This window comes from Microbacterium sp. NPDC064942, assembly GCF_049545525.1.
In the GTDB taxonomy this organism is placed as follows: Bacteria; Actinomycetota; Actinomycetes; order Actinomycetales; family Microbacteriaceae; genus Microbacterium; species Microbacterium gawkjiense.
In genome coordinates this window covers 149879-174941 of the sequence record NZ_JBMWDR010000003.1, presented here as the reverse complement: position 1 = coordinate 174941, position 25063 = coordinate 149879, and the positions used below count along the sequence as shown (strand labels likewise).

22 protein-coding genes and 2 pseudogenes are annotated in these 25063 nt (G+C 68.9%); 9 read left to right on the top strand and 15 right to left on the bottom strand.

All coding sequences use genetic code 11. The features are described 5' to 3' along the window. Nucleotides 1–44 precede the first annotated feature (44 nt). Nucleotides 45–1214 carry a MalY/PatB family protein gene (locus ACPEH2_RS07180; protein WP_359919081.1) on the bottom strand — a complete coding sequence of 390 codons (1170 nt, stop codon included), beginning with the start codon at nucleotides 1212–1214 and terminating at the stop codon, nucleotides 45–47. A 365-nt stretch (nucleotides 1215–1579) separates the two neighbouring features. On the opposite strand from ACPEH2_RS07180, the gene ACPEH2_RS07175 reads away from it, so the two are divergent. From ACPEH2_RS07175 to ACPEH2_RS07165, 3 genes are all read left to right on the top strand, one after another. Next, on the top strand, nucleotides 1580–2878 hold the full coding sequence (locus tag ACPEH2_RS07175; protein WP_359919080.1) for a quaternary amine ABC transporter ATP-binding protein: 1299 nt from the start codon (nucleotides 1580–1582) through the stop codon (nucleotides 2876–2878). Further along, on the top strand, nucleotides 2878–3858 hold the full coding sequence (locus ACPEH2_RS07170; protein ID WP_359919078.1) for an ABC transporter permease: 981 nt from the start codon (nucleotides 2878–2880) through the stop codon (nucleotides 3856–3858). Before ACPEH2_RS07175 ends, ACPEH2_RS07170 begins: the two co-directional genes overlap by 1 nt. 89 nt (nucleotides 3859–3947) lie before the next feature. Continuing rightward, entirely contained in the window at nucleotides 3948–4862 is a 915-nt protein-coding gene (locus ACPEH2_RS07165; protein ID WP_253035073.1) for a glycine betaine ABC transporter substrate-binding protein, read from the top strand. A gap of 12 nt (nucleotides 4863–4874) precedes the next feature. Here the strand turns inward: ACPEH2_RS07165 and ACPEH2_RS07160 are convergent, their stop codons facing one another. The 6 genes from ACPEH2_RS07160 to ACPEH2_RS07135 all read right to left on the bottom strand — a co-directional run bounded on the left by ACPEH2_RS07160 (nucleotide 4875) and on the right by ACPEH2_RS07135 (nucleotide 10142). Then, entirely contained in the window at nucleotides 4875–5627 is a 753-nt protein-coding gene (locus tag ACPEH2_RS07160; RefSeq protein ID WP_359919076.1) for a hypothetical protein, read from the bottom strand. Nucleotides 5628–5637: 10 nt separating this feature from the next. Next, the gene (locus ACPEH2_RS07155) at nucleotides 5638–6501 is read right to left on the bottom strand and encodes a hypothetical protein (RefSeq protein WP_359919075.1); all 864 of its coding nucleotides are present in this window, start codon (nucleotides 6499–6501) and stop codon (nucleotides 5638–5640) included. 45 nt (nucleotides 6502–6546) lie between these two features. Beyond that, nucleotides 6547–7278 carry a YqjF family protein gene (locus ACPEH2_RS07150; protein ID WP_359919073.1) on the bottom strand — a complete coding sequence of 244 codons (732 nt, stop codon included), beginning with the start codon at nucleotides 7276–7278 and terminating at the stop codon, nucleotides 6547–6549. 8 nt (nucleotides 7279–7286) lie between these two features. Further along, nucleotides 7287–7421 (bottom strand): hypothetical protein, encoded by a 135-nt coding sequence (locus ACPEH2_RS07145; RefSeq protein WP_308210393.1) that lies wholly within the window; start codon nucleotides 7419–7421, stop codon nucleotides 7287–7289. Then, nucleotides 7418–9739 (bottom strand): phosphoribosylformylglycinamidine synthase subunit PurL, encoded by a 2322-nt coding sequence (gene purL / locus ACPEH2_RS07140; RefSeq protein ID WP_359919071.1) that lies wholly within the window; start codon nucleotides 9737–9739, stop codon nucleotides 7418–7420. The genes ACPEH2_RS07145 and purL overlap by 4 nt, the downstream gene beginning before the upstream one ends. Before the next feature lie 166 nt (nucleotides 9740–9905). Then, a complete protein-coding gene (locus ACPEH2_RS07135) occupies nucleotides 9906–10142 on the bottom strand; it encodes a hypothetical protein (protein ID WP_311286585.1) in 237 nt (78 codons plus the stop codon). Nucleotides 10143–10239: 97 nt separating this feature from the next. On the opposite strand from ACPEH2_RS07135, the gene ACPEH2_RS07130 reads away from it, so the two are divergent. Further along, the gene (locus tag ACPEH2_RS07130; RefSeq protein ID WP_217529024.1) at nucleotides 10240–10578 is read left to right on the top strand and encodes a TraR/DksA family transcriptional regulator; all 339 of its coding nucleotides are present in this window, start codon (nucleotides 10240–10242) and stop codon (nucleotides 10576–10578) included. A gap of 207 nt (nucleotides 10579–10785) precedes the next feature. On the opposite strand, the gene ACPEH2_RS07125 is transcribed toward ACPEH2_RS07130, so the two are convergent. Together ACPEH2_RS07125 and ACPEH2_RS07120 are read right to left on the bottom strand one after the other, a co-directional pair. Continuing rightward, nucleotides 10786–12207, bottom strand: coding sequence for a DUF222 domain-containing protein (locus ACPEH2_RS07125; protein WP_423718519.1), 1422 nt, complete (start codon nucleotides 12205–12207; stop codon nucleotides 10786–10788). A 184-nt stretch (nucleotides 12208–12391) separates the two neighbouring features. Continuing rightward, nucleotides 12392–13213 (bottom strand): mechanosensitive ion channel family protein, encoded by an 822-nt coding sequence (locus ACPEH2_RS07120; protein WP_359919069.1) that lies wholly within the window; start codon nucleotides 13211–13213, stop codon nucleotides 12392–12394. A 290-nt stretch (nucleotides 13214–13503) separates the two neighbouring features. On the opposite strand from ACPEH2_RS07120, the gene ACPEH2_RS07115 reads away from it, so the two are divergent. From ACPEH2_RS07115 to ACPEH2_RS07105, 3 genes are all read left to right on the top strand, one after another. After that, nucleotides 13504–14163, top strand: coding sequence for a hypothetical protein (locus ACPEH2_RS07115; protein WP_359919067.1), 660 nt, complete (start codon nucleotides 13504–13506; stop codon nucleotides 14161–14163). Between the two features lie 208 nt (nucleotides 14164–14371). Then, nucleotides 14372–14707, top strand: a complete 336-nt coding sequence (gene cmtR, locus ACPEH2_RS07110) for a Cd(II)/Pb(II)-sensing metalloregulatory transcriptional regulator CmtR (RefSeq protein WP_313895384.1) — start codon at nucleotides 14372–14374, stop codon at nucleotides 14705–14707. Nucleotides 14708–14969: 262 nt separating this feature from the next. Continuing rightward, a complete protein-coding gene (locus tag ACPEH2_RS07105) occupies nucleotides 14970–16892 on the top strand; it encodes a heavy metal translocating P-type ATPase (protein WP_242086706.1) in 1923 nt (640 codons plus the stop codon). A 321-nt stretch (nucleotides 16893–17213) separates the two neighbouring features. Here the strand turns inward: ACPEH2_RS07105 and ACPEH2_RS07100 are convergent, their stop codons facing one another. Beyond that, nucleotides 17214–17546: an ArsR/SmtB family transcription factor gene (locus tag ACPEH2_RS07100; protein ID WP_242086707.1), complete on the bottom strand. Its 333-nt coding sequence runs from the start codon at nucleotides 17544–17546 to the stop codon at nucleotides 17214–17216. 78 nt (nucleotides 17547–17624) lie between these two features. On the opposite strand from ACPEH2_RS07100, the gene ACPEH2_RS07095 reads away from it, so the two are divergent. Further along, the gene (locus tag ACPEH2_RS07095) at nucleotides 17625–19661 is read left to right on the top strand and encodes a heavy metal translocating P-type ATPase (protein ID WP_242086709.1); all 2037 of its coding nucleotides are present in this window, start codon (nucleotides 17625–17627) and stop codon (nucleotides 19659–19661) included. Between the two features lie 82 nt (nucleotides 19662–19743). Beyond that, on the top strand, nucleotides 19744–20028 hold the full coding sequence (locus ACPEH2_RS07090; protein WP_242086711.1) for a zf-TFIIB domain-containing protein: 285 nt from the start codon (nucleotides 19744–19746) through the stop codon (nucleotides 20026–20028). Between the two features lie 35 nt (nucleotides 20029–20063). Here the strand turns inward: ACPEH2_RS07090 and ACPEH2_RS07085 are convergent, their stop codons facing one another. The 5 genes and pseudogenes from ACPEH2_RS07085 to ccsB all read right to left on the bottom strand — a co-directional run bounded on the left by ACPEH2_RS07085 (nucleotide 20064) and on the right by ccsB (nucleotide 25047). Then, entirely contained in the window at nucleotides 20064–20459 is a 396-nt protein-coding gene (locus ACPEH2_RS07085) for a DUF4307 domain-containing protein (RefSeq protein WP_242086713.1), read from the bottom strand. Nucleotides 20460–20482: 23 nt separating this feature from the next. Continuing rightward, nucleotides 20483–22479, bottom strand: a pseudogene (locus ACPEH2_RS07080) (cytochrome c oxidase assembly protein). A 154-nt stretch (nucleotides 22480–22633) separates the two neighbouring features. Then, entirely contained in the window at nucleotides 22634–23317 is a 684-nt protein-coding gene (locus ACPEH2_RS07075; RefSeq protein ID WP_359919063.1) for a DUF305 domain-containing protein, read from the bottom strand. Further along, nucleotides 23314–24006, bottom strand: coding sequence for a DUF3105 domain-containing protein (locus tag ACPEH2_RS07070; RefSeq protein WP_359919061.1), 693 nt, complete (start codon nucleotides 24004–24006; stop codon nucleotides 23314–23316). Before ACPEH2_RS07070 ends, ACPEH2_RS07075 begins: the two co-directional genes overlap by 4 nt. Before the next feature lie 45 nt (nucleotides 24007–24051). Continuing rightward, nucleotides 24052–25047, bottom strand: a pseudogene (gene ccsB / locus ACPEH2_RS07065) (c-type cytochrome biogenesis protein CcsB). Between the last annotated feature and the right edge of the window lie 16 nt (nucleotides 25048–25063).

Here is a 25063-nt window from a genome sequence, read left to right as displayed (position 1 = left end):
AACCATTGAACCCGAGGAGTGTCAAGAGCGCCGTGCGGCCGGAATCAGACGGAGCGGACCGCCTGCCCGAGGCGGCGGACGATCTGCTCGAGGATCGGCCTCGGCGTCGCGAAGATCAGGCGGGTGAAGCCCGTCCCGGCCACGCCGCAGATCGACCCCTCGGTGAGGGTGACGCCGGCCTCGCGGGTGAAGAAGTCCGCGGGGCGGTCGCCGAGCCCGACGGCGCGGAAATCGATCCAGCCGACATACGTCCCCTCGGGCTCCGGCATCCAGGCGCCGGGGATCTCCTCGGCGAGCAGGTCGAGGAGGGTGTCGCGGTTCTGTTCGAGGTAGGGCACGAGGTCGGCGAGCCACCGGTCGCCCTCGCGGTAGGCCGTCGCGTTCGCGATGGCGCCGAGGTTGCTGGTGCCGTGACCGGCGAAGGGGCCGAGCTTCTCCCATGTCTCGCGGTCGGCGTCGCTCGTGAGCACGAGCTGCGCGCACTTGAGCCCCGGCAGGTTCCACGCCTTCGACGCACTCATCGCCGTGATCGTGTGCTGCGCCGCGGCGGGGGAGACGGTCGCATAGGGGGTGTGGGTGGCGCCGCCGTAGACGAGGGGCGCCCAGATCTCGTCCGAGAACACGCGGCCGCCGTTGCGCTCGACGACCTCTGAGATCGCGACGAGCTCGTCCCGCGAGAACACGCGCCCCACCGGGTTGTAGGGGTTGCAGAGCAGAAGGAGGCCGCCGCCGTCGTCGAAGGCGCGCTGCAGCGCGTCGAGGTCGAACTCGTACCGACCGTCGCGGACGGCGAGCGGCACCTCGATGACCTCCCGCCCGCGCATCGGCGGCACGAAGAGGAACGGCATGTACGACGGCGTCGGCACGATGATCTTCGACCCGGCGGCGGAGCAGTGCTCCATCGCGAGCTCGAGACCCATGATGACGTCGGGGATCGGCTGCACGTCGGATGCCGCCACCTGCCACCCGTACCGACGCGCGACGAACTCGGCGGTCGCCGCCGAGAGATCCGCCGAGATCCCCCGCGGCATGTAGCCGAACGACCCGGCATCCACCGCGCGGTGCAGGGCGGCCGTGATCGTCGGGTCGATCCCGAAGTCCATCTCGGCGACGAACGCGCCGAGCGTCCCGTCATCCGCCGACCACTTGGTGGCCCCCGTCGAGCGCAACTGCTCGATCGTCGTGCCGTCGATCCGTCGTGCGAACTCGCTCATGGCGCTCCTCTTCTCAGGCCCTCCTGATTCTGGCGGATACCCGATGCCGTGTCGTCGCCCCGGCGCGCGCGTGATACCGACCGTCGGCGATTCATGCAACCCGATGGATCGATTTGATCCCGGTCAACGATCTTCGTTACCGTCGAAGAAGGGCCTCGCGCCCTCGACGACCAGTCCGCGCCCCTTCGAACCGACATCCTGAGGTGTCGACGACGAGCGGGCGTATGGTCGGCGGTCTGGATGACGAGCCCGATGTTCGTCGTCGGAGCGCTGCACTCGAGTGACGTTTTCGCTCGTGCGGATGCCGGTGACCGCCACCCGGGCGCTACCTATGCGGACGCGTGCGCGCCCGCCGAGGGAAGCACGTGACAACTGCCGCTGTCGAAGCGAAGAATCTGTTCAAAGTCTTCGGACGCAATCCCGCCCAGGCCGTCAAGCGCCTGCAGGCGGGAGAACGCCGGGACGCCGTCCGCGATGCGGGCACCGCCGCCGTGATCGACGCGAGCTTCCGCGTCGAGAAGGGCGAGATCTTCGTGATCATGGGCCTGTCGGGGTCGGGCAAGTCCACCATCATCCGCATGCTCAACGGCCTGCACGACGCGACCGGCGGGGAGGTGCTCGTCCACGGCGAGCCGATCACCGGCATCCCGGCCGCGAAGCTGCGCGGCATCCGTCGTGAGCGCATCGCAATGGTGTTCCAGCACTTCGCCCTGCTACCGCACCGCACCGTCGCCGCCAACGTCGCCTACCCGCTCGAGCTGCAGGGCGTCGGCAAGGCCGAGCGCCTCGCCAAGGCCGAGGAGATCCTCGCCCTCGTCGGCCTCGAGGGCTGGGGGGACAAGCTGCCGTCCGCTCTGTCGGGCGGCATGCAGCAGCGCGTCGGCATCGCCCGCGCGCTCGCCGCCGACACCGACATCCTGCTGATGGATGAGGCGTTCAGCGCGCTCGACCCGCTGATCCGCCGCGAGATGCAGGAGCAGCTGCTCGAACTGCAGCAGACCCTGCAGAAGACGATCATCTTCATCACGCACGACCTGAACGAAGCGATGTTCCTCGGTGACCGGATCGCGGTCATGCGCGACGGGCGCATCGTGCAGATCGGCACCCCCGAGGACATCCTCACCGACCCCGCCAACGACTACGTCGAGCAGTTCGTGCAGGACGTCGACCGTGCGCGCGTGCTGACGGCGGCGAACGTCATGGAGCGTCCCGGCTCGGTCTCGGTGACCGTGGCCGCCGGTCCCCGCACCGCCCTGCGCACGATGCGCGACGCCCGCATGGCCGCCGTCTACGTGACCGACCGCAGCCGCAAGCTCCTCGGCATGATCACCGACCGCGACGCGCTCAAGCTCGTCCGCCGCGGCGAGACGACCATCTCGTCGCTGCTGCGCCCCGTGCCGCAGGCGGTCGGCCGCGACGACGTCCTCATGGACCTGTTCGTCCCCGCCGCCGAGTCGCCGCTGCCGCTGGCGGTGACGGATGCCGAGGGTCGCCTCGTCGGCGTCATCCCGCGCATCACGCTCCTCACCGCGCTCGGCCCCTCGACGACCGAGACGACCGAGATCCCCGTCATCCTCGACCCGGTGCCGGGCGCCGAGATCGACGCAGCCCTCGCAGGTGCCGCCGGCGAAGGCCCGACATCCGACGCGGAGGTGGTGCGCTGATGGATGGTTTCCGCATCCCCGTCGGCGAATGGGCCGACGCCGCCGTCGACTGGATCCGCGACACGCTCGGATGGCTGCTCTCGTTCATCTCGACGGTGGTCGGCTGGCTGGTCGACACGCTCGCCGACGCGCTGCTCGCGCTGCCCATCGTCGTCGCGATCGTGCTGTTCGCCGCACTCGCCTGGCTGCTGCGCTCGTGGCGTTTCGCGATCGGCACCGTGATCGGCTTCGTGCTGATCCTGGGCGTCGGTCAGTGGGTGACCGCGATGCAGACCCTCGCTCTCGTGCTCGTCGCGGCGCTCATCGCCGTCGTCATCGCGGTGCCCGTCGGCATCGCGGCGGCGCGCAGCGACGCGTTCAGCGCCGCCATCCGCCCGGTGCTCGATCTCATGCAGAGCATGCCGGCGTTCGTCTACCTGATCCCGGCGATCGTCTTCTTCAGCATCGGCGTGGTACCCGGCGTGATCGCGACCGTGATCTTCGCGCTGCCCCCGGGCGTGCGACTCACCGAGCTCGGCATCCGCGGAGTGGACAACGAGACCGTCGAGGCCGGCCACGCCTTCGGTGCGACGCCCGGCCAGATCCTGCGCGGCGTACAGCTGCCGCTAGCGATGCCCAGCATCATGGCGGGCGTCAACCAGCTCATCATGCTCGCCCTGTCGATGGCGGTCATCGCCGGCATCGCCGGCGCCGACGGTCTCGGCAAGGAGATCGTCCAGGCGATGTCGACAGTCAACATCGCGAAGGGCGTCGAGGCCGGCCTCAGCGTCGTGATCCTCGCGGTGTACCTCGACCGCCTGACCGGCGCGCTCGGCGATCTGAAGAACCAGCGCGGGTCGCTGCTCGGAGCGATGGCGCGGCGCCGCCGCGGATCGGGCGGCGACGGTGCTCCTCGCGGCGACGCCGAGGACGCGGCAGCCGAGGCGGAGCGCGAGCAGGCGTCGCCTCGCCGGGCGCCGATCGCCACGGGCGGCCTCTGACCCCACACACGTGCGGCCTCGGTCGCACGGTCCGGTTGCACCCGGACCTGCACGATACGGAACCAGCAATCACATACGGAAGGCACTTCATGAACAAGCGACACCTGACCGGCATCCTCGCGATCGGCGCCACGGCATCCCTCGCGCTGGCCGGCTGCGCCAGCGGCAACCAGGCCGAGGGCGGTTCGAACGAGGGAGGTGACGAGAGCCTCGGCACGATCACGCTCGGCTACCTCCCGTCGTGGACCGACGGCCTCAGCACCGCGTACCTGCTCGAGGATCAGCTCGAGAAGATCGGCTACACGGTCGAGATGCAGGAGCTCACCGAGGCGGGCCCGCTGTACGCCGGCCTCGCGCAGGGCGACGTCGACATCTACCCGTCGGCCTGGCCCGAGCTGACCCACAAGTCCTACATGGACGAGTACGGCGACCAGATCGAGGACCTCGGCTCGTACTACGACGGTGCCAAGCTCACCATCGCTGTGCCCGAGTACGTCGACATCGACTCGATCGAGGACCTCGAGGCGAACGCCGACCGCTTCGGTGGCAAGATCTACGGCATCGAGCCCGGTGCGGGTCTGACGAAGCAGACGCAGGAGTCGATGATCCCCGCGTACGGTCTCGACGACAGCTACCAGCTCGTGACCTCGTCCACCGCGGCGATGCTGACCGAGCTCGACAGCGCGATCGCTGCCGAGCGCGACATCGTCGTGACCTCGTGGCGGCCGTTCTGGGCCAACGATCGGTACGGCCTGAAGGACCTCGAAGACCCGAAGGGTGCAATGGGAGAGGCCGAGGCGCTGCACTTCCTCGGCACGGACGGCTTCGCCGAGGAGTACCCCGAGGCGGCGGAGCTCATCAAGGGGATCACCCTCGACGACGAGCAGTACGCCTCGCTCGAGGACATGGTCGTGAACGAGTACGGCGAGGGCAAGGAGGCCGAGGCGATCGACGCGTGGCTCGAGGAGAACCCCGACGCCTACGGCACGATCGTCACCGACTGACCGTCGGCGACGTCAGGGGGATCCGGCTGCGGCCGGGTCCCCTTCGTCGTTCGGACGCTGCGTCAGCGGCTGGGCGACCTTCTTCTCCAGCACCTCGACCGCCTCGTCCGACAGGGCGATGAGCCCGTCGATCTCCTCGCGCACGCGCTGGCAGGCGAGGTGGCGCTCGGCGGGGGTGGCGGCTTCGTCGGTCGCGACGGCGAGCATGCGGGATGCCGTCGCGAGGCGCTTGCGCTCGGCGTCGGTGAATCCGGAGTCGCGCACCCGACGGGCCTCGCGCTCGGCGAGGTCGAAGGCGACCTCGAAGTCGGTGACGGCCTTGCGGTACTCGCGCACCTGGTCGGCGGACGGCTTCGACCCGTCGGCCGGTCGCGCGCGGTCGGCGACCTTCTTGGCGCGCAGGAACCCGGCGGTGAGCGGGTCGCGGCCGTCGCTCATCGACGGGAACGCGATGAGCTTGGCGACGTCGAGCTCGTAGTCCAGCCAGCGATGCGTGACCTCGTCGTGCACGGCGCGCAGGTCGTCGAGCTGATCGGCGAGGGACTGCGACGGCGCCTCGACCTCGGCTGCGGAGGCCGAGCCGATGCCGCGCTTGACGGCGGCACGGGCGGCGGTGAGCTCGGCTTTCGCCTTCATGATCTCGAGGCGCTGCTTGTGCCGACGCTTCGAGGCGGACGCCCACGAGCCGCTGGCGGCCGAGGCGAGTCCGAAGAGCGGGAACACGAGCCACCAGTAGTTGCCGGCGAAGGCCCAGAATCCGTCCACCCGCTACACCTTACGTGCGGGGACGATCGTCACGACCGCCGCGGCGCGACCTATAGGCGTCGAGAGCGGATGCCGCGCCCTCCGCCGCGCGCGTGATGCCGTCGACCGAGCGGGCGATCGCCCCACCGGCGATGACGGTCCAGACGGGCGCGGCGGGTGCGTCGGTCGGGGCGTCGTCGGGGCGGTGCCCGGCGCGGCGCCACGCCTCCTGCTCGGCGGCGGTGAAGGCACGGCCCACCTCGTCGACGGCGGACCGGTAGGCGGTGAACTGCTCGGGGGTGAGCTTCGCGGTGGGGGATGCCGGGCGCAGCTCGCGGGCGGCGCCCTCGAGGCGCAGGAACTCGGCCGTCGCGGGGACCCGCACGTCGCTCATCGCGGGGAAGGCGAGGCGGCGGGCGGCATCCGTCTCGTACTCCATCCAGCGCGCGGCGATCGCGTCGTGGGCGGCCATGAGGCGCGCGAGCGGGAGGTGCTTCGGGTCGGTGCCGCGGGCGGGGACGGCGGCGCGCTCGGCGCCCACGCGGGCGCGGGCGACGCGGATGGTCGCGGTCGCCGCGGCCTTCGCGCGCTGGGCGGTCTCGAGCGCGCGGCGCGCGGCCCGGACGTCGTCGGGGCGGGCGCGGCCGGCGGCACGCTCGGCTTCGGCGCGGACGAGCTCGGCCTGCGCGACGCGCGCTGCGGCGCGCGCGCCGACCGCGTCGGAGCGCGCCTGCTGCAGTTCGCGCTGCGCCGCGGTCAGGCCGAGGCGCCGCGCGCGGGTGGTGCGCCCGCGTCGCACGCCGAGGACGCTGACCGCGCCGGCGCCGACCGCGGCGGGCGCGACCCACCAGAACTCCGCCACCGCGGCCCCGATCGCGACGACCCAGAGCTGCATGCCGCCATGCTAGCCGCGACCGGTGGGCGCGCTCTCAGGTCGCGCTCAGCGCACGAGGCGAGCGCCCGAGAACCGGGTGACGACCCCGGGGTGCCGGGCGGGCATCGCGAGCACCGAGTCGGGTGCGCGATCCGCGAGTCCCGGGAACCCGGCATCCGCGAGCAGGCCGTCGTCGAGACGGTCGACCGTCGCGCGGACGAGCGGCCATGGCTCGTGCTCGTTCGCGGCCCAGATCGTCCGGCCGAGGTGCCGTTCGTGGAAGCCCCAGCGCGCCGTGAGGAACCGGCTCAGCTCGTCGTCGACGGCCTCGGTCCCGGGGGTGACGCGGATGCGGGTGCGCACCCGATCCCCGAATCCCGGATGCCGCCGCGATGCGTACTCGATCGCGTCGCCGTCCGTGCGCGTCGCCGCCTTCGCCCAGCGGTAGGGGAGCCCGAACGCGGCGCGCGCGCCGAGGACCGGCAGGAGGTGTTCGGCCTCGAGCGTCTGGAAGACGACGCCGCGGCGACCGTCGGCATCCCGCGCGTACGTCCGGACGTTGATCTCGACGAACCGCCCCACGAACGGGACCGGGGGCAGCGGCAGGAACCGGAACTCGCTGAGGACGAACGGGATGAGGCCCACCCACGCCGACCCGTCGAACACGTCGGGTTCGGTGCCCGGCGGCAGCAGCGGCGCGACCTGCGACGGGTCGACGCGCCAGTGCAGGAAGCACGCCCCGCTCCAGCGCTGCTGCAGCACCGCACGGCCGGGAAGGGCGGGAGCGGTGGCGTCCATGACCCGGGTCAGCCGAACAGGAGCGTGAGGACGGTCGCGCCGCCGCCCACGAGCACCATCGAGATGATCACGGTCCACGCGATCACCTTCGTGCGGGCGCGCCTGCGCCCGACGAAATCGGCGTACTCCGGGTCGTCGCTCACGCGGGGACCTCGTCGACGATCGGGCCGAAGGCGGCGGGCAGCGTCGCCTTCGCGACGCGTCGCAGCTCGGGCACCGGGATCGAGAAGACGTCCTGGATCTCGAGGGACGACTGCTCGCCCTCGGGGGCCGAGTCGGTGACGCCGATGCGCAGCACGGGGTAACCGCGACCCTCGCACAGGCCGCGGAATTTCACGTCCTCCTCGCGCGGGACCGAGACGATGACGCGGCCGGTCGACTCGCTGAAGAGGGCGGTCGCGGCATCCACCCCGTCGCGCTCCATGATCTCGCGCAGCCACACGCGGGCACCGACGCCGAACCGCGTCGTCGCCTCGGCGAGGGCCTGCGCCAGACCGCCGGCCGAGAGGTCGTGCGCGCTCGAGACGAGCATCTCATCGCGCGCGGCCTGCAGCAGGCCCGCGAGCGTCTTCTCGCCGGCGAGGTCGACCTTCGGCGGACGACCGCCGAGGTGACCGTGGACGGTGTCGGCCCAGGCCGAGCCGTCGAGCTCGGTGGAGGTGGTGCCGAGCAGATAGATGTTCTCGCCGGCATCCTGCCAGCCGCTCGGGATGCGGCGGGCGACGTCGTCGATGATGCCCAGCACGCCGACCACGGGGGTCGGGAAGATGGGCTGGTCGCCGGTCTGGTTGTAGAAGCTGACGTTGCCGCCCGTGACCGGGACGCCGAGCTCGAAGCAGGCGTCGGCGAGACCGTCGACGGCCTGCCCGAACTGCCACATGACCTCGGGATTCTCGGGGCTGCCGAAGTTGAGGCAGTCGGTGACCGCCGTCGGCTGGGCGCCCGTGACGGCGACGTTGCGGTACGCCTCGGCGAGGGCGAGCTGCGCACCCGCGTACGGGTCGAGCTGGCAGTAGCGGCCGTTGCAGTCGGTGGCGATCGCGAAGCCGAGGCCGGACTCCTCGTCGACGCGGATCATGCCGGCGTCGTCGGGGAAGCTGAGGGCCGTGTTGCCCATGACGTAGTAGTCGTACTGGTTGGTGACCCACGACGTGTCGGCGAGGTTGGGGCTGCCGAGCAGCTGCAGGAACTGCGTGCGCAGGACCTCGGGGTCGTCGCTGCGCTCGAGCGCGGCGGCCGAGTCGTCGCGCAGCGCGTCGATCCACGTCGGGTAGGCGACGGGACGCTCGTAGACGGGGCCGTCGACCGCGACGGTCGAGGGGTCGACGTCGACGATCTGCTCGCCGTGCCAGAAGATCTGCAGGCGGCCGTCTCCGGTGACCTCGCCGAGGACGCTCGTCTCGACATCCCACTTCTGCACGACCGTGAGGAACGCGTCGAGCTTCTCGGGAGCGACGATCGCCATCATGCGCTCCTGGCTCTCGCTCATGAGGATCTCCTCGGGCGTGAGCGAGGGGTCGCGCAGCAGGACCTTCTCGAGGTCGACGCGCATGCCTGAACCGCCGTTGGCGGCGAGCTCACTCGTCGCGCACGAGATGCCGGCGGCGCCGAGGTCCTGGATCGCCTCGACGAGCTCACCCTGGTACAGCTCGAGGCAGCACTCGATGAGCACCTTCTCGGCGAACGGGTCGCCGACCTGCACGGCGGGACGCTTGGTCGGGCCGCCGTCGGCGAAGGTGTCGGATGCCAGGATCGACGCGCCGCCGATGCCGTCGCCGCCCGTGCGGGCGCCGAAGAGGACGACCTTGTTGCCGGCGCCGGTGGCGTTGGCGAGCTTGATGTCCTCGTGGCGGAGGACGCCGACCGCGAGCGCGTTGACGAGCGGGTTGCCCTGGTAGACCTTGTCGAAGACGGTCTCGCCGCCGATGTTGGGCAGGCCGAGACAGTTGGCGTAGAAGCTGATGCCGCTGACGACGCCGTGCACGACGCGGGCGGTGTCGGGGTCGTCGATGTCGCCGAAGCGCAGCTGGTCCATGACGGCGACGGGGCGCGCGCCCATCGAGATGATGTCGCGGACGATGCCGCCGACGCCCGTCGCGGCGCCCTGGAACGGCTCGATGTAGCTCGGGTGGTTGTGGGACTCGACCTTGAAGGTGACGGCCCAGCCCTCGCCGACGTCCACGACGCCGGCGTTCTGGCCCATGCCGACCATGAGCCGTTCCTTCATCTCGTCCGAGACCTTCTGACCGAAGCGGCGCAGGTAGATCTTGGAGGACTTGTAGGAGCAGTGCTCGCTCCACATGACGGAGTACATCGCCAGCTCGCCCGAGGTGGGGCGGCGGCCGAGGATCTCGCGGATCTTGTCGTACTCGTCAGGCTTGAGGCCGAGCGCCGCGTACGGCTGCTCCTTCTCCGGCGTGGCGACGGCGTTCTGGACAGTGTCTGCGACGGGGGTGCTCACGCGGCTGGGCTCCAAGACTCGGGATGCCGGGGGACGCCCCCATCCTATCGGCGGGGCACCCGCATCCCGTCGTGTACGGGTCGGGCCCGTAGCGATACGCTGACGCCGTCAGCTCGGCGCACTCCTTGCTCACCGGCAGCGCCGAGGGCAGCGGGGCGGAGTCGTCCTAGTCCTCAGCGCCGGGCTCGTCCGTCTCGCTCGGGTCGGAGTCGATGACGCCGATGCCGACGGCGTGGTGGCTGGGTTCCTCGTCCTGCTGCGGCGGTGCCTTCGGCTCTTCGCCGGGCTCCTTGGCGACGCTGGGCTCCTCGAGCTCGTCGGTGTCGGGCATCTCCTCGGGGTCGGCGTGCTCGGTGCCTTCCTGATCGGTGCCCTCGTTCTCGGTGCCTTCGTTGTCGGCCATGGCGGCTCCTTCCGTTGGTCTTACTGTGCGGGTGGGATGCCGCGGTCGCGACGGTCTTGACGGCCCTCGTGTCGGTGGGTAGGCCTACGCTGACCGGATGGATCCGATCGAGCGTCTGCGGGAACGTGAGCGTGAGTTGCGCGCGCAGCTCGCCCGGCTCGATGCGGATGATGCGGCGCTGCGGGTCGACCGGTCGGACGCGACGGCGGATGACGAGCACGACCCCGAGGGCTCGACGCTGTCGGGTGAGTGGCAGCGTGTCGACGCCTTGCGGGCCTCGACGCGGGACGAGTTGACGCAGGTGGCGACGGCGTTGGCGCGGGTGGATGCCGGGACCTACGGCGTCTGCGAACGGTGCGGACGACCGATCCCCGAGGCGCGACTCGAGGTGCGCCCGCAGGCGACGATGTGCGTCGCGTGCGCGTCGCTCGGCTGACGGCAGCCGCCTTCGTTGGTCGGCGCTTCGCGGCGTTCGGGGAACGCGCGGTAGGGCGCGGTGTTCGTCGCCGGGCGGAAGGCGGCCGGTTTCCCGCACGCCGCACGGGCATGCGCGTCTCGCGGGGCGTCGCGCGTGCGCCGGACTGACTGCGATGCGTCGGTGTGGATGCTGCCGCGGCAACACGACGCGCGCCGCGGGTGGGCGTCAGAAGGGTGCGGGTTCCGCTGGTGCGGGTGGCGGTGGCGGTGGCGGTGGCGGTGGTGGTGGTGCGGCAGGGGTGAAGGCGACGGCCGGGGTGGGGGCGTCTTCGCGGTAGGTCCTGCCGAGGGGTGAGGTCCATTCCAGGACTCCACCCTTCAGTTGTCGCACTCTCCACGCGGTGAACTGCTTCATCGAGTGATGCCTCTGGCACAGGTGGGCGAGGTTCGACAGTTCGGTTCGTCCGCCCAGGGCGTGGTCGTGAGTGTGATCGACCTCACACCGGATCGCCGCGACGCGGCATCCGGGGAATCGGCAGTGCTGGTCGCGGGCTTGCAGGAACCGGCGCATCCCGGACGGGACGCGGTACGAGTCGGTTGAGACGGTGACCCCGGTGGTGGGGTCGTGGAAGAGCCGTTCCCACATCCCGGTGTCGCCCGCGAGGGTGCGGGCGGTCGCGGGGTCGATCGGGGAGCGCCCGGCCAGGTCGCAGGGCCCGTCGTCCTCGCCGGTGAGGGTCGCGGCGGGGACGAGCACCTGCACACGTGCGCGGATCGCGCCCAGCGGACCGGCGGTGGTGTCGCGGGTGTCGTCGAGCGCGGGTGTCCCGGCGAGGAGGAGGTCGGCGAACACGTCAGCCCGGACCTGGTCGGTGGAGCGGTTGTCGGTGGCGATGATCGTGGCAGCGTCGTCGCTGTCGCTGTCGCTGTCGCGCTGCGTGACCGCGGCCCCGAACGCGACACCGATACCTCCGCGCGCAGCGGAACGTTCGTCGCGGGTGTCGATGATCGCTCGTGCCTGCTGGGTGAGCCGGTCGTGGATGCCCTCGGCGATCACCGTCGACACGGTTGCGACCACGTCGCTCATCCCGTCTCGGCCCGGCACGATCCGCACGCACCGCGTCGCGGCGGCTTCCTCGTGGCGTTCCGCGAACGAGCGCGGGTGCATCCGGTGGGCAAGGATCTCGAGCTCGCCTCGCACCCTGTTGGGAGTGTCGCGCTCGCACCGTGAGATCGCAACCTGTTCGAACTCCGCCCACATCTCCGCCGGCAGACTCGTCCCGGTCTCGACGATCGCGATCGCGTGTCCACGCACGATCCGGCCCTGCTCCCATGCCTCGACCGTCGCGGGGAACCCTTCGATCAACGTCCGCGCCTCACCGATCCGGCGTTGCACGGTCCGGTCGGTGACACGCATCACCCCGCCGACCTCGGCCGCGATCGATCTCAGGGCCATGTCGTGGATCTGGACGCGGGCGTTGCGCTGCGCGGTCTGCACCTCCGCCAACCGGCCCGCCGCAGCGAGCATACGAAGCTCGTCGATCTGAGCCGCGGCGATTCGTCGGGCCACGTCACCGGCGTCCGCAACGACCGCCGCCAGGGTGGCGAGATAGTCCTCGCCACCGGGGGTTTCCGCCGCATCCGTCATACCTGCACTCTGCCACGGGCCACCGACATCGATTCCTGACGGAACCACTCCCGGCAGGACGGATCCTCGCCCGGGCGGCGAGAATCCTCGCCTCCGTCGACGCCGCGTCTTCAGGCCGCCTGCGGCGGGACGCCCGACGCGACAAAGCCCGAGGGCCCTGCCCGGGAGGCAGGGCCCTCAGCATTCATGGCCGGGGCGGAACCGGCGGGGTCGGGCGCGTCGGGGCTGCCGGCTGCGTCGGGGCTGCCGGCTGCGTCGGGGCCTCCGGCTGCGTCTGCTGCCGGAGGATACGCGTGGCCTCCTCCGCCTGAGCAGCGACGGACGGTGCGCTCTTCGCGTGCTGCGCGATCTTCGGAGCCTCCTCCTCGCCCTTCGTCAGGATGGCTTCCCATCGCTGCTGCATCGGCTTGATGAGTCCGCCGCCGGCGCCGACGATGATGACGCCCGCGATGATGGCCAGGACGGCGATCAGGATGGGGGTCGTGACCGAGGTGGCCACGTCGATCTGGTTCAGCGCGGCGGTGACGCCGAGGAAGATGATGAACACGGCGGCGATGTTCGCGAGGACCTTGCCGTAGGAGAGCCCGCTCAGGGTGTTCTGAATGAGCCCCTTCACGGCGGCGGCGATGGCCGACGCGATCACGATGATGATGATCGCGACGATGATCTTCGGCAGGAAGGCGATGATGCCCTCCAGCAGGTCGCTGACGGGGTTCGGGCCGAAGACGCCGAAGGCGAACTGCAGGACGAACAGAACCAGGGCGTAGTACACGATCTTCGCGACGATGTCGGAGGCGTCGAGCTTGGATTTGGCGAGGGCCCTCTTGATACCGCCGCGCTCCACGAGACGGTCGAAGCCGACCTTGTCGAGCAGCTTCTCGAGGGCCTTACTGATCAGCTTGGCGACGATGAGTCCGACGATGAGGATGAGGAGGAACAGGAGAAACTGTGGGACGAATGTCACCACGGCCGCGAGCCCGTTCTCCAGTGCGTTGCCGATGTTCATGATGTGACCTTTCATGATCGTCATCGGCATCTGCGGCTGCCGACGACCGGATGGGCCCCCTCAGTGCGCACACTCTCAGGGGGTGTGGTGCGGCGAAGTCCGCTGCTGACGCACGATTGTGCTGCCACGAGTCGAACGTGCCGCAGGGATTGCCCGCGGGTTCCTCGCGGTGGTATCCGATGTGCTGCGCGTGCGACGCCGCGAGGCAGCAGGGTGGCGGAACAGTACGCCCGGAGTGCGGGCCACGCAAGCCTGGGCATCCGCGGTGCAGCCGGGTGGATCCTCGCCCCATGAGCACCGAACATCGCGATCGCGACGACGCGAACCTTTCCTCCCACGGCGCCACGGCCTCGGCTGCGACAGAGGCGTTCGAACCCGGACGCACGCTCCATCACGACGTCCTCCAGCGCGAGAAGGCGAAGTTCGGCGGCTTCAAGTTCGGGTCGGCGTTCTTCGGCTGGCTCACCGCCACGGGCACGGCCGTGCTGCTCACCGCTCTCGTCGCCGCGACCGGCACCTGGGTCGGTGCGAGTATGGGGACCGCCCCTGAGGAGGCCGCCGAAACCGCCACCCAGAATGCAGGAACCGCCAGCATCCTGGGTGCTGTCCTCCTCGGCATCGTCCTGCTCGTCTCGTACTTCGCGGGTGGGTACGTCGCCGGTCGGATGGCCCGCTTCAGCGGGGCGAAGCAGGGGATCGCGGTCTGGATCTGGGCCATCGCCATCGCCGTCATCGTCGCCGTCGTCACAGCCGTGGCAGGCAGCCAGTGGGACGTCCTGGGCAATCTCGACAGCTTCCCGCGGATCCCCGTCGACCCCGAGGCCGCGACCGCGACGGGCATCCTGACAGCCATCGGTGCCGCAGTGATCACGCTGATCGGCGCGATCCTCGGGGGCCTCGCCGGCATGCGTTACCACCGCAAGATCGATCGAGTCGGCCTCGGTCGCTGAGGCGATGGCGGCGGGCTGACATCGTCGCCGCCGCTGTCGGTATCGCGGTGAGCTGGCACTGGATGTCACCGAAACGGACGGTTTCCGAACGATGAGGGCCGTCTTGTCGTGACACTTTCCGGGCGCGGCGGGGGCGTCACGTCTGCGCGCCATCGCGATTGCTGAGCGGTCGGGCTCAATAAGTCATCTCCCACTGTATAGTCAGCGTGTGCTGACTCTTGCTTCGCGTGTGGATGTGATGAACCGGCTCGGCCGGGCGATGGCCGACCCGACCCGGTCCCGAATTCTCTTGACGCTGCTAGACGGCCCTGGGTATCCGGCGGAACTCGCCCGGGACCTGGAGCGGACCCGGACGAATGTGTCGAACCACCTGACCTGCCTGCGCGGGTGCGGCTTGATCGTCTCGACGCCGGAGGGGCGACGCACCCGTTACGAGATCGCCGACCCGCACCTCACCCAGGGGCTCCGACAGCTCCTTGAGGCCGTTGTCGCCGTCGACGAGGGCGCACCGTGCATGGACCAGGAATGCGAGTGCTGCGCATGAACAACCCTCAACACATCAGCGTGCCCTCGTCCCGTATCAAGGCTTCGGAGGTCGGGCGGTGAGCGAAGAATGCTGCGGACCTGACGAACCACGCACCACCCCCACCGTGCGCCGCATCGAACTCTCCCGCCCTTCCCCGGCCGGTGACGCCTGCTGTGCACCAGCCGACCAGCAGAAGAGCGGCGCCGTAACCGATACCGGCGATGCGTGTTGCGGCCCCGACGCTTTGAAGAAAGGCACCGTCGATGAGGGGGAATTCGAGGTGCGACCGCCGTGGTGGCGAGACGTCGCTCTCCTCCCGTCTGTCCTGTCGGGGGTGTTTCTTCTCGCCGGGTACACGTTCGAGTGGTCCGGGGTGCCGGTCCCCGCGCTGGTGCTGCAGGCTGCAGCTCTGGTCGCTGGTGCGTACACGTTTGTTCCCGGCGCGATACGGCGGCTGATCCGCGGCCGGCTCGGGGTCGGGCTGCTGATGACGATCGCAGCGATCGGGGCGGTGCTTCTGGGCCACGTCGGTGAGGCCGCGACGCTCGCGTTCCTGTTCTCTCTCGCCGAGGCGATCGAGGACCGGGCGATGGACCGCGCCAAAGAAGGACTGCGGGCGCTGCTCTCGCTCATCCCCGACACCGTGCGCGTCTCCCGCCTGACCGGGGACGTCACAATCTCTGCCGCGGACGTGCGCGAGCTCGACATCCTCGTCATCGGTGCCGGCGAACGCGTCGCCACCGACGGTGTCGTGATCGACGGACGCTCGAGCCTGGACACCTCCGCGATCACCGGTGAATCGATCCCCGTCGACGTGGGTCCCGGCGATCAGGTCGCGGCCGGATCGGTTAACGGCTCCGCGACGCTCAGGATCGAGGCGACCGCAGACGGACGCGACAACTCCCTCACCCAAATCGTGACGCTCGTCGAGCAAGCCCACGCCCGCAAGGGGGAGCGGGCTCGCCTCGCGGACCGAATCGCACGGCCGCTCGTACCGGCCGTACTGATCGCCGCGGCCCTCGTCGCCGTGTTCGGATTCATCGTCGGCGACCCGGGATTATGGATCGAACGCGCCCTTGTCGTCCTGGTGGCCGCCTCACCCTGTGCGCTGGCGATCGCCGTCCCTGTCACCGTGATCAGCGCCATCGGCGCAGCATCCAAATTCGGTGTCGTGATCAAGTCCGGCGAAGCGTTCGAACAGCTCGGCACGATCCGCACCGTCGCGCTGGACAAGACCGGCACACTCACACGCAACCAACCCACTGTCGTCGAGGTGCACCCCGCGGCCGGGATCACTCGTGACGATTTGCTGGCGTGGGCGGCAGCCGTGGAGGCGTCTAGCACTCACCCGCTGGCTGCGGCGATCACTGCGGCGACGCCCGGCTCGACAGACGCAACGGGCGTAGTTGAGGATGCGGGCCACGGCGTTACCGGCCGGGTCGGCGGGCGCACGATCCGTGTCGGCAATGACCGGTGGCTGGAGCCCGGCGAGCACCGCCCCCTGGCGGAGTCGCTGGCAGTGCAGGGTATGACCGTGGTGGTTGTGGAAGCGGACGGCCAGATCGCCGGGCTGATCGGGATCCGTGACGAGCTGCGCCCCGAATCGGCCGAGACGGTGCGGATGCTGCACGCGCAGGGCATCGAGACGATCATGCTCACCGGCGACAACGACCGCACCGCCCGGGCGATCGCCGACGCCGCCGGCATCACCGACGTCCGCGCCCAGCAACTCCCCGCGGACAAGGCCGCCGCCATTGAAGCGCTAACGCGGTCGCGACCGACAGCGATGGTCGGTGACGGCATCAACGACGCACCCGCGCTGGCGACCGCGACGGTCGGCATCGCGATGGGGGTGAGAGGATCCGCCGCGGCGATCGAATCCGCCGACGTCGCGTTCACCGGCCACGACCTGCGCCTCATCCCCGGTGCCCTCGCGCACGCACGACGCGCTCGACGCATCATGACCGCGAACATCGTGCTCGCCCTAGCGATCATCGTCGTGCTGTTCCCGCTCGCCCTGTTCGGAGTGCTCGGACTTGCCGGGGTGGTGCTCGTGCACGAGGTCGCCGAAGTGATCGTCATTCTCAACGGCGTCCGCGCCGGCCGCCGACCCGCTACCCTTCGACAGCTCGCCGCGGCAACACATGCCAGACCGAGCGCGCCCGCGGATGCCCGCACCGTAACGGCAGATCCCCGAGGATGATTGGTCCCCACGGGCGGGTCGTCTTTTCCGCCGTGCAGACGGTGCTTCTCACTGCGGCGGTGTTGTTCTGTGCAGTGATGCTGATAGGCGGAGACCGCGGACCTGGGAACGTGTTCGTCATCGCGATCATCTTTCTGAGCCTGTCGCTGGCCGGGCACACGACCTTCCTATTTCTCAGCTACCGCTCCGCCAGGCGTCACCCGCGATCGCCATAACGCTTGCGTGACTGCAAGGGAGCCGTCGGCTGACGACGCCGTCGGCGTCATGCGGGTGCCGGGACTCGATCCAGCATCGACCAATGCGCTCCCGGGGCTGATCGACTCATCCTCCGCGCGGTAGGTGCTCGAGGTGTCCAATGGCTTCATCGAGGAGCTCGGTGACATGGTCGTCGAAGAGCGAATAGTGGACGTGCCGACCGGCGCGACTCCCTGTGACAAGACTGAGGTACCGCAGCAGCCGAAGATGGTTCGACACGGTCGTCTGACCGATCTGCAACTGTTCACTGAGTTCGGTCACGGTGCTCGGTCGCGCGCTCAGCGTGCTGAGAATGCGCAGACGGGCGGGGGAGGCCAGCGCCTGCATGATCTCGGCGAGCCGCTCGGCGTCCGCTACGGACAGGGGGCTCGCTTCCCGACGAGTCTCAGCAGTGACCATGCTCACTATTGTGCCCTTCGAGCACGATAATCATTCACAATAACAACATATCATGTTTTTGTGATGTATTGTTGGGCGATGACCGTTTCCTCCCCGACGACTACCGCGCCCCCTGCGGAGACGCACGACCATTCCCACGGCTCGGCCCGGTGGGAGCTGTGGTTCGCGATCGCCGCGGGCGTGACCTACGCCGGCGGGATGATCGCCGAATTCGCGTTGGGGCTGCCGATGGTCGGATGGCCGTTGGTGTTCTTCCTCGCCACCTACTTCTTCGGCGGGTTCTTCACGTTCCGCACCGCGATCGCCTCGACGATGCGAGGGAAGTTCGAGGTCGACTTCCTCATGCTGGTCGCCGCCATCGGCGCCGCCCTCATCGGCCGGTGGGCGGAAGGGGCGGTGCTGCTGTTCCTGTTCAGCCTCGGCCACGCGCTCGAGGAATACGCCCTCAGCCGTGCCAGCAAGTCCATCGAATCCCTCGCCGAGCTCGCTCCCCGCAGCGCCCTGGTGCGCCGCGGCGACCAGGAGCCAGTGGAGGTGCCGGTGGAGGAGATCGTCGTCGGCGACATCGTCGTCATCCGCCCGAACTCCCGCATTCCCTCAGACGGCTTCGTGATCTCCGGGGTGTCAGCAGTGGATCAGTCCGCGGTCACCGGTGAGTCGATCCCGGTGGAGAAGGAGCCGGTGGCCGACCCGGAGCGGGCGATGCGCACCGTCGACACCCTGCCCGCCGCCAACCGGGTCTTCGCCGGCACCGTGAACGGGTCCGGCGTGCTCGAGGTCGAGGTCACCGCGACCTCCGCGGACTCGACGCTCAGCAAGGTCGTCGAGCTCGTCCGCTCCGCCGACCAGGCCGCCTCCCCCACACAGCAGTTCATCGACCGGTTCCAGCGTTGGTACGTGCCCGCCGTGATCCTCGGGGTCGCCGTTACACTCCTGATCTCCTGGCTAGCGTTCGCGCAACCGTTCCCCGACGCGTTCTACCTCGCCATGACGGTGCTCGTCGCCGCCAGCCCCTGCGCTCTCGCGATCGCAACCCCGGCCGCGGTGCTGGCGGGTGTAGCCCGTGCTGCGCGTGCCGGCGTGCTCGTCAAGGGCGGCGCCCCGCTCGAGACGCTCGGACGGGTCAAGGCGATGGCGTTCGACAAGACCGGCACCCTGACCTGGGGTGCCCCCCGGGTGACGTCCGTCACCCCTGCCACCGACGTTCCCGAGACGGAACTGATCCGCACTCTGGTCGCCGTCGAAGCGCTCAGCGATCACCCGCTGGCCGAGGCGATCGTCCGCGACCTCGAGCCTCGCGTCCCCCAGACCGAGCGCCTCACCGCGACAGACCTGAACGCGGTCGTCGGCCGCGGCATCACGGCGACGATCGACGGGGAACGCGTCGACGTCGGCAACCTGCGCATGTTCGACGAGCAGCAACTCACGCTGACCGGCACGCTCGCCGACGCGTACACGCAGGCGCGGGACTCCGGCCAGACGCTGATGATCGTCCGCCGCGGCGACCGGTTCCTCGGCATCGTCGGAGTGATGGATGCCTCCCGCGCGGAGTCCGCTCAGGTACTCAGCGCTCTTCGGGTCGCGGACGTGGGGCAGCTCGTGATGATCTCCGGCGACAACCAGCGCGTTGCCGACGCGGTGGGCCGGGAAGTGGGCGTCGACACGGCCCTCGGCGAGCTCCTCCCCGAGGACAAGGTCGCTGAGATCACCCGCCTCTCGAAAACTCACCGCCCCATTGCGATGGTCGGCGACGGCGTCAACGACGCCCCGGCGATGGCAAGCGCTGACGTCGGCATCGCGATGGGCGCCGCCGGCTCCACCGTCGCCCTGGAGACCTGTGACATCGCCTTGATGAGCGACGACCTCGGCCGTCTCCCCTTCGCTGTGCGACTCAGCCGTGCCACCAGCCGGATCATCCGGCAGAACCTCATCGCCAGCCTCGCGATCGTCGCGTTCCTCATCCTCGCGACCTTCCTGGGGCTGAACATCGGCGCCGTGGTTCTCATCCACGAAGGCTCCACGCTGGTCGTCGTCGCCAACGCGCTCCGCCTGCTCAACTTCGAGCGAGGCAAGGAGCACCACGGCATCGACCACGAGGACAAGCCCAGCCCGTGACCTTCTCCTGTCTCACTCGAACGCCCCGCCCGGATCATCTTCGCCAGAACCGTCTTGCACGGTTACTCATTGGAGTTCACCCATGAAATGTCCCATCGACGGAAATACATTGGTGCTGTCAGACCGCAGAGGAATCGAGATCGACTACTGTCCCGAGTGCCGTGGAGTATGGCTCGACCGCGGTGAACTCGACAAGATCATCGAACGCTCACTGACAGCTCCTCTGCCCCCCGCTCAGCAGACGGCACCATATCCGACGCGATATGACGGACATGGGTCCAAACATGGATCCCAGAGCAGGCACGACATCAACGACGGACAGAATGGCCGACGTCGCGGCGGGTGGCTAGGCGAACTCTTCGACTAGCGCTCCGCCGCCGGAAGGGTCTCGCCCCTTGCGAACTATGTGACCCAACAGGCTTTCACGGTGCCGGTCGTGGCCTGTGCGACGGTCTGGATCGTCTCGACGAAGGCTCGCGTGATCTCCTCCGACCCCGGGTATTCGACGACACGCCAGCCCACAATGCCGAAATCCTCATCCAGCGCCTGCACAGCGCATGCAAACGCCGCGCGGGCGGGTGGGGTTGCCTGGAAGGAGACGGTCACCGTGCGGGCATCGGCCAGCTCGAAACCTGTCTCGTCGAATCCGACGTCGTCGAACGAGTTCGAGACGGTCAGCCATGCGAGCGCAGCGACAAGCAACGCCGCCACACCTGTGACGGCGATCCAGTACAGTCGGCGGCGTCGAGGGCGCGGGGCACGACCGTAGCGTTCGGCCAGCTCCTCCTTCGTTGTCACGCGGTCCTCTGTCTCGGTAGGGCTCAGCTGCGGGCGCGAGCATCGTGCGTGGCGAGGTCGGCCAGGTGCGCGTTGTAGGCCTGCAACTCGGCTTCACCGGTGCGGTCCGCGTGCCGGTCGCGGCGTTTGGTCTCACGGTCGTCGCTGCGGCTCCATTGGATGGCGACGGTGATCGCGAGGATGAGGGTCGGGATCTCGCCGATCGACCAGGCGATGCCGCCGCCGGTGTACTGGTCCTCAAGCGGCGTCGGCCCCCACGTCCGGCCCATCGACCCGAACCAGTCGGCGACCATGAGTCCCGATTGCATCATGATGGCGATCCCGAAGAAGGCGTGCATCGCCATGATGCCGATGAGCAGCAGCAGTCGGCCAGGGTAGGGCAGCCGCCAGGGCACCGGGTCGATGCCGATCAAAGTGAGGGCGAACAGGTAACCAGTGATGAGGAAGTGCGCGATCATCCACTGATGCCCGAGATGACCGGCCAGAGACCACCGGAATAGGTCGGTGTAGTAGAAGACCCACAGCGACCCGATGAACAGGCCGGCTGCGATGAATGGGTTCGTCAGTACCCGGGCAACGGGCGAGTGCACGGCCCACAGAATCCATTCCCGGCCGCCGCGCGTGCCGTCTTCGCGCTTGCGGATCGCCCGGGCGGCGAGGGTCACCGGCGCACCAGCGACCAGCAGCACGGGGATCGCCATCGTGAGCAGCATGTGCCCGACCATGTGCATGCTGAACAGGTAGTCCTGGTAGACGTTGATGACTCCGCCGGTGACCCACACCAGCAGCACCATGCCGGTGACCCACATGATCGTGCGGTATAACGGCCATGCGTCGCCGCGGCGGCGCAGCCGCCACACCCCGACAAGGTAGAAGAAGATCGCGAACCCGGCGATCACCGCCCACAGCAGGTCGACGTTCCATGCGGTGACCCACCGTTCGATCGTGAGCTCCGCGGGCAGCGGTGCACCGGTGAGGCGTTCCGCTGGCGATGGGGTCTCGGGAAGCGGGGCCGGGTTCGGTGGCGGAGTGCCGGCCAGCGCTGCAGCGGCACCGCTGGCGACGCCCATCAACGCCAACTCGAACACGATCAAGATCCAGAAGGGGCGGGATGCCGCGTCAGAGCCGCGCACCTTGCCGATCAGCCGCATGCGGTACCACGCGCCGAAGAGCCCGAGACCCACCAGCGCGACGACCTTCACGGCCAAGATTGCGCCATAAGGGGAGAGCAGATCCGACCACTGCTGCAGGCCGATAGCCGCACGCACCGTGCCGGATACGGCGACCACCACGAACGCGGCCAAGGCAATGCTCGAGTATCGGGCGACGACATCGGCGATGCGCTGCCGCTGGAGGACTGGACGGGTGGCGACGAGCAAGAGGAGACCGCCGAGCCACACCGCGGCGCCGATGATGTGCAGGATGAGCGCCATCATCGCCTCGTGGTGAAGGGCATCATCACCGGAGTGCCCTTGCGTGCCCATCGGCACGAGCGAGGCGACCGCCAGCAGGGCGACGAGAAGCGTTCCAACCCAGGACCGCACCGCGAATGTCAGGACGGTGAGTGCTGCGCCCGCGACCGTTGTCATCAGCCACGTCCGGCCCACCTCGAGTTCGACGAGAAACCGTCCGAGCTGGGCACCGAACTGCGGTCCCACGTCGATCGCGGGGTTGAAGACGCTGAGAAACGTGAGGAACCCGGTCGTACCGGCCGCCACGGTGAACACGGCGGCGGAGATCGAGGCGGTATCGAGGGCGATATCGAACTCGCGCTCACCCGTCCGCAACGTGAACAGCGCCGTCACGAGCACACCGACCATTCCCGCGGCGGCGAGGTTCACGATCAGCTTCGCGGCCGGAAGCCCCCAGCGCACGACCGGGCCGGCGTCACCGAGGGGGAGCTGTGCAGCGCCGCCACCGAATACCAGTGCGCCGACCAGCACAGCGAGTGCAACCCAACGAGGATCGTCGGCCCGAGTACCCGCAACGTGCGGTAGTCGACCTCTCTGGTGTGCGACATCATTTGTGCACGGTGTGAATCGGGTTGCTCGCCGCGCACTCGCCTGCGAGACGTTTTCTGGGCGTTGGGGTCACGGTGGTTCTCTCGGGACGGGATCATTCGCAGCCAGGCGGAGCAGGTTTGCTGCCCCAGCCACGAGCGGTGCGATCGGGTGCTATTCGCAGCCCATTCGCGCCTGCATGGATTTCATTGCGCTGATCTCGGCGGTCTGTCCGGTCTTGATGTTTTCTGCGACGGTCAGGGCGCGTGGATCTGTGCCGAGTTCGATGAGCGCCTCCGCCATAGGGATGGCGCCTTCGTGGTGGCGAATGAGCAGCCCGAGGAAGAGACAATCGGCTTCCTGCCCGGTCGCACCCTCCAAGGCGGAGATCTCTTCAGCTGAGGCCATGCCCATCGCGATGCGTGCCTCTTCCTCCGTCATGGCCGCACTGTCAGACATCGCATGGCCGCTCCCGCCCGGAGAGGCATCCATCCACTGCATCATCGGACCACCAGACTGCGACAGCCCCCACTGCACGAGCCAGTCGTACATCTCGCCGCGCTGGCCTGCCTGCCCGGTGGCGATGTCGTACGCGAAGATCCTCAGTTCCTCGTCGGACGTCTTGCGGTAGATCTCCATGGCCATCTGGATGGCCTGCGCGTGATGCACCTGCATGTCGCGTGAGAAGCCCGCCTCGGGAGAGTCGGCACCCGGCGGGTTCGCGCCCGGCGACCCGAAGGTCGAGAAGCGCCCCGCAGCGAAGGTCAGCGCGCCGACCGCGAGCAGGATAAGGAGGACGATCCACCACCGCGGCCTCCCTCGGGATGGGGACGCGTCGATGTTTTCGTCGCGGTTCATTGCTTTCCCGGTGCGTCGTATGCGCCAGTGCAGGCGGCGTTCGGCTCGGGGGCGTTCTGGCTGCGCCAGTACTCTTCGAAGAAGGCGCCGATACGCTCGTCGTCGGCCGAGTCGACCTTCAGCTGCTGGTTCCAGTTGGACATCACGATCGGCGCATCCAGTCCCTCATAGGGGGACAGAACGACATAGGTTGAGGGTAGAAGGCTCTTGAGCGTTGCGAGTTGATCACCCGCGACCTCGTCGGGGTTGTAGGTCACCCACACGGCGCTGTGCTCCATGGAGTGGACCGCGTTCTCATTCGGGACCGGTTGGTCATAGATGCCGCAGTTCAACCAGACAGCATTGTGCGGGCCGCCCGCCGGAGGGCTTTGCTCGTACTGGACAGCACCCTCAACGTGCTCAGCCGTGTTCTCGAAGGTTTCGACGCCTTGGATGCTCGCCCCCTCACTGCCGGCCTCGTACTGTCTTGGCGGTGACGGTGCGAGCACGACGGACGCGACGAAGAGGCCGATGATCACCACAGCCGCCGTCGATCCGGCGACCCACCAGACCAGTCTGCTGCGACGGCGTTTGGCGAGCTGCTTCTGATACTCAGCCAATTTCTGCTGCCGCTTGTGCTCACGCTGTTGCTTGAGGGTGACAGGACCGTGCTGAGGGGTGTTGGCCGGATTCGGGCGGTTCGGAGTCATATGCGTGCTTTCAGTTCGTGTCTCAGGCGGATTCGCGGATGATGCTCAGCTGAGGCCGGAGTAGGCGTGGAGTCCTTTGAAGAACATGTTAACGATGGTGAAGTTGAACACACCGTGAGGAATCCGATGATGCACAGCCAGGCGGAGCGGGTGCCGCGCCACCCTCTGGTTGCGCGGGCGTGGATGTACCCGGCGTAGAGCACCCAGATCACGAAGGTCCACACTTCCTTGGTGTCGAATCCCCAATAACGGCCCCAGGAATCGTTGGCCCAGATCGCGCCGGCGATCAGGGTGAAAGTCCAGAACACGAACCCGACGATCACGAACCGGTACGCGAGGGACTCGAGCGCATCCGCGGTAGGCAGCGTCGCCAGGAACCGCGGGCCGCCGGCACGAGCCGAGGTTGTGTCGGCGCGCCGTTCCCGGCGGGTTTGCATGAGCTGGGTGACCGCGAGGCCGCACGCGATCGCGAACAGGGCGGTGGCAAGCGAGGCGACGAAGACGTGGATGACCAGCCAGACACTCTTGAGTGGGTCCATCAGCGGGACGACCTCGACGTAGAACGTGATGGTCGCCCCGCCCAGCAGCAGCACGATCATGCCGATCAGGAACGCGCCCAGGAAGCGGAGGTCATAGCGGCGCAGCACCAGCAGATATACGGCGACGATCAGGACGGTGCCGGTCAGCGCGAACTCGTACATGTTCGCCCACGGCACCCGCCCGGCCGCGATCCCGCGCAAGATGGTCCCGGCCAGGTGAAACAGAAACGCGAGGACCGCTCCGCGCCCACAGCAGCCGCGGCCGCTGCGCGGGCGGCGTGCGGACACTGTCCGTCCCACCGCTCTGGGTGCTCGCGGTCTGCGGGCTCGCCGTTGCAGTGGCGCCGACCAGCGCAGGCTCCCGCTGCGGGGTGCTGGCAGGAACGGAGCGCTGGGCGAGGTCCATGGTGTAGGCGATGAAAGCGAGCAGGTAGGTGGCGATCGCCGTCCACACCAACAGCAGCGAGATGCCGTCGAGGGAGAGCGCGTCAGTTCCGGTCATGGCAGGGTCATCCTCT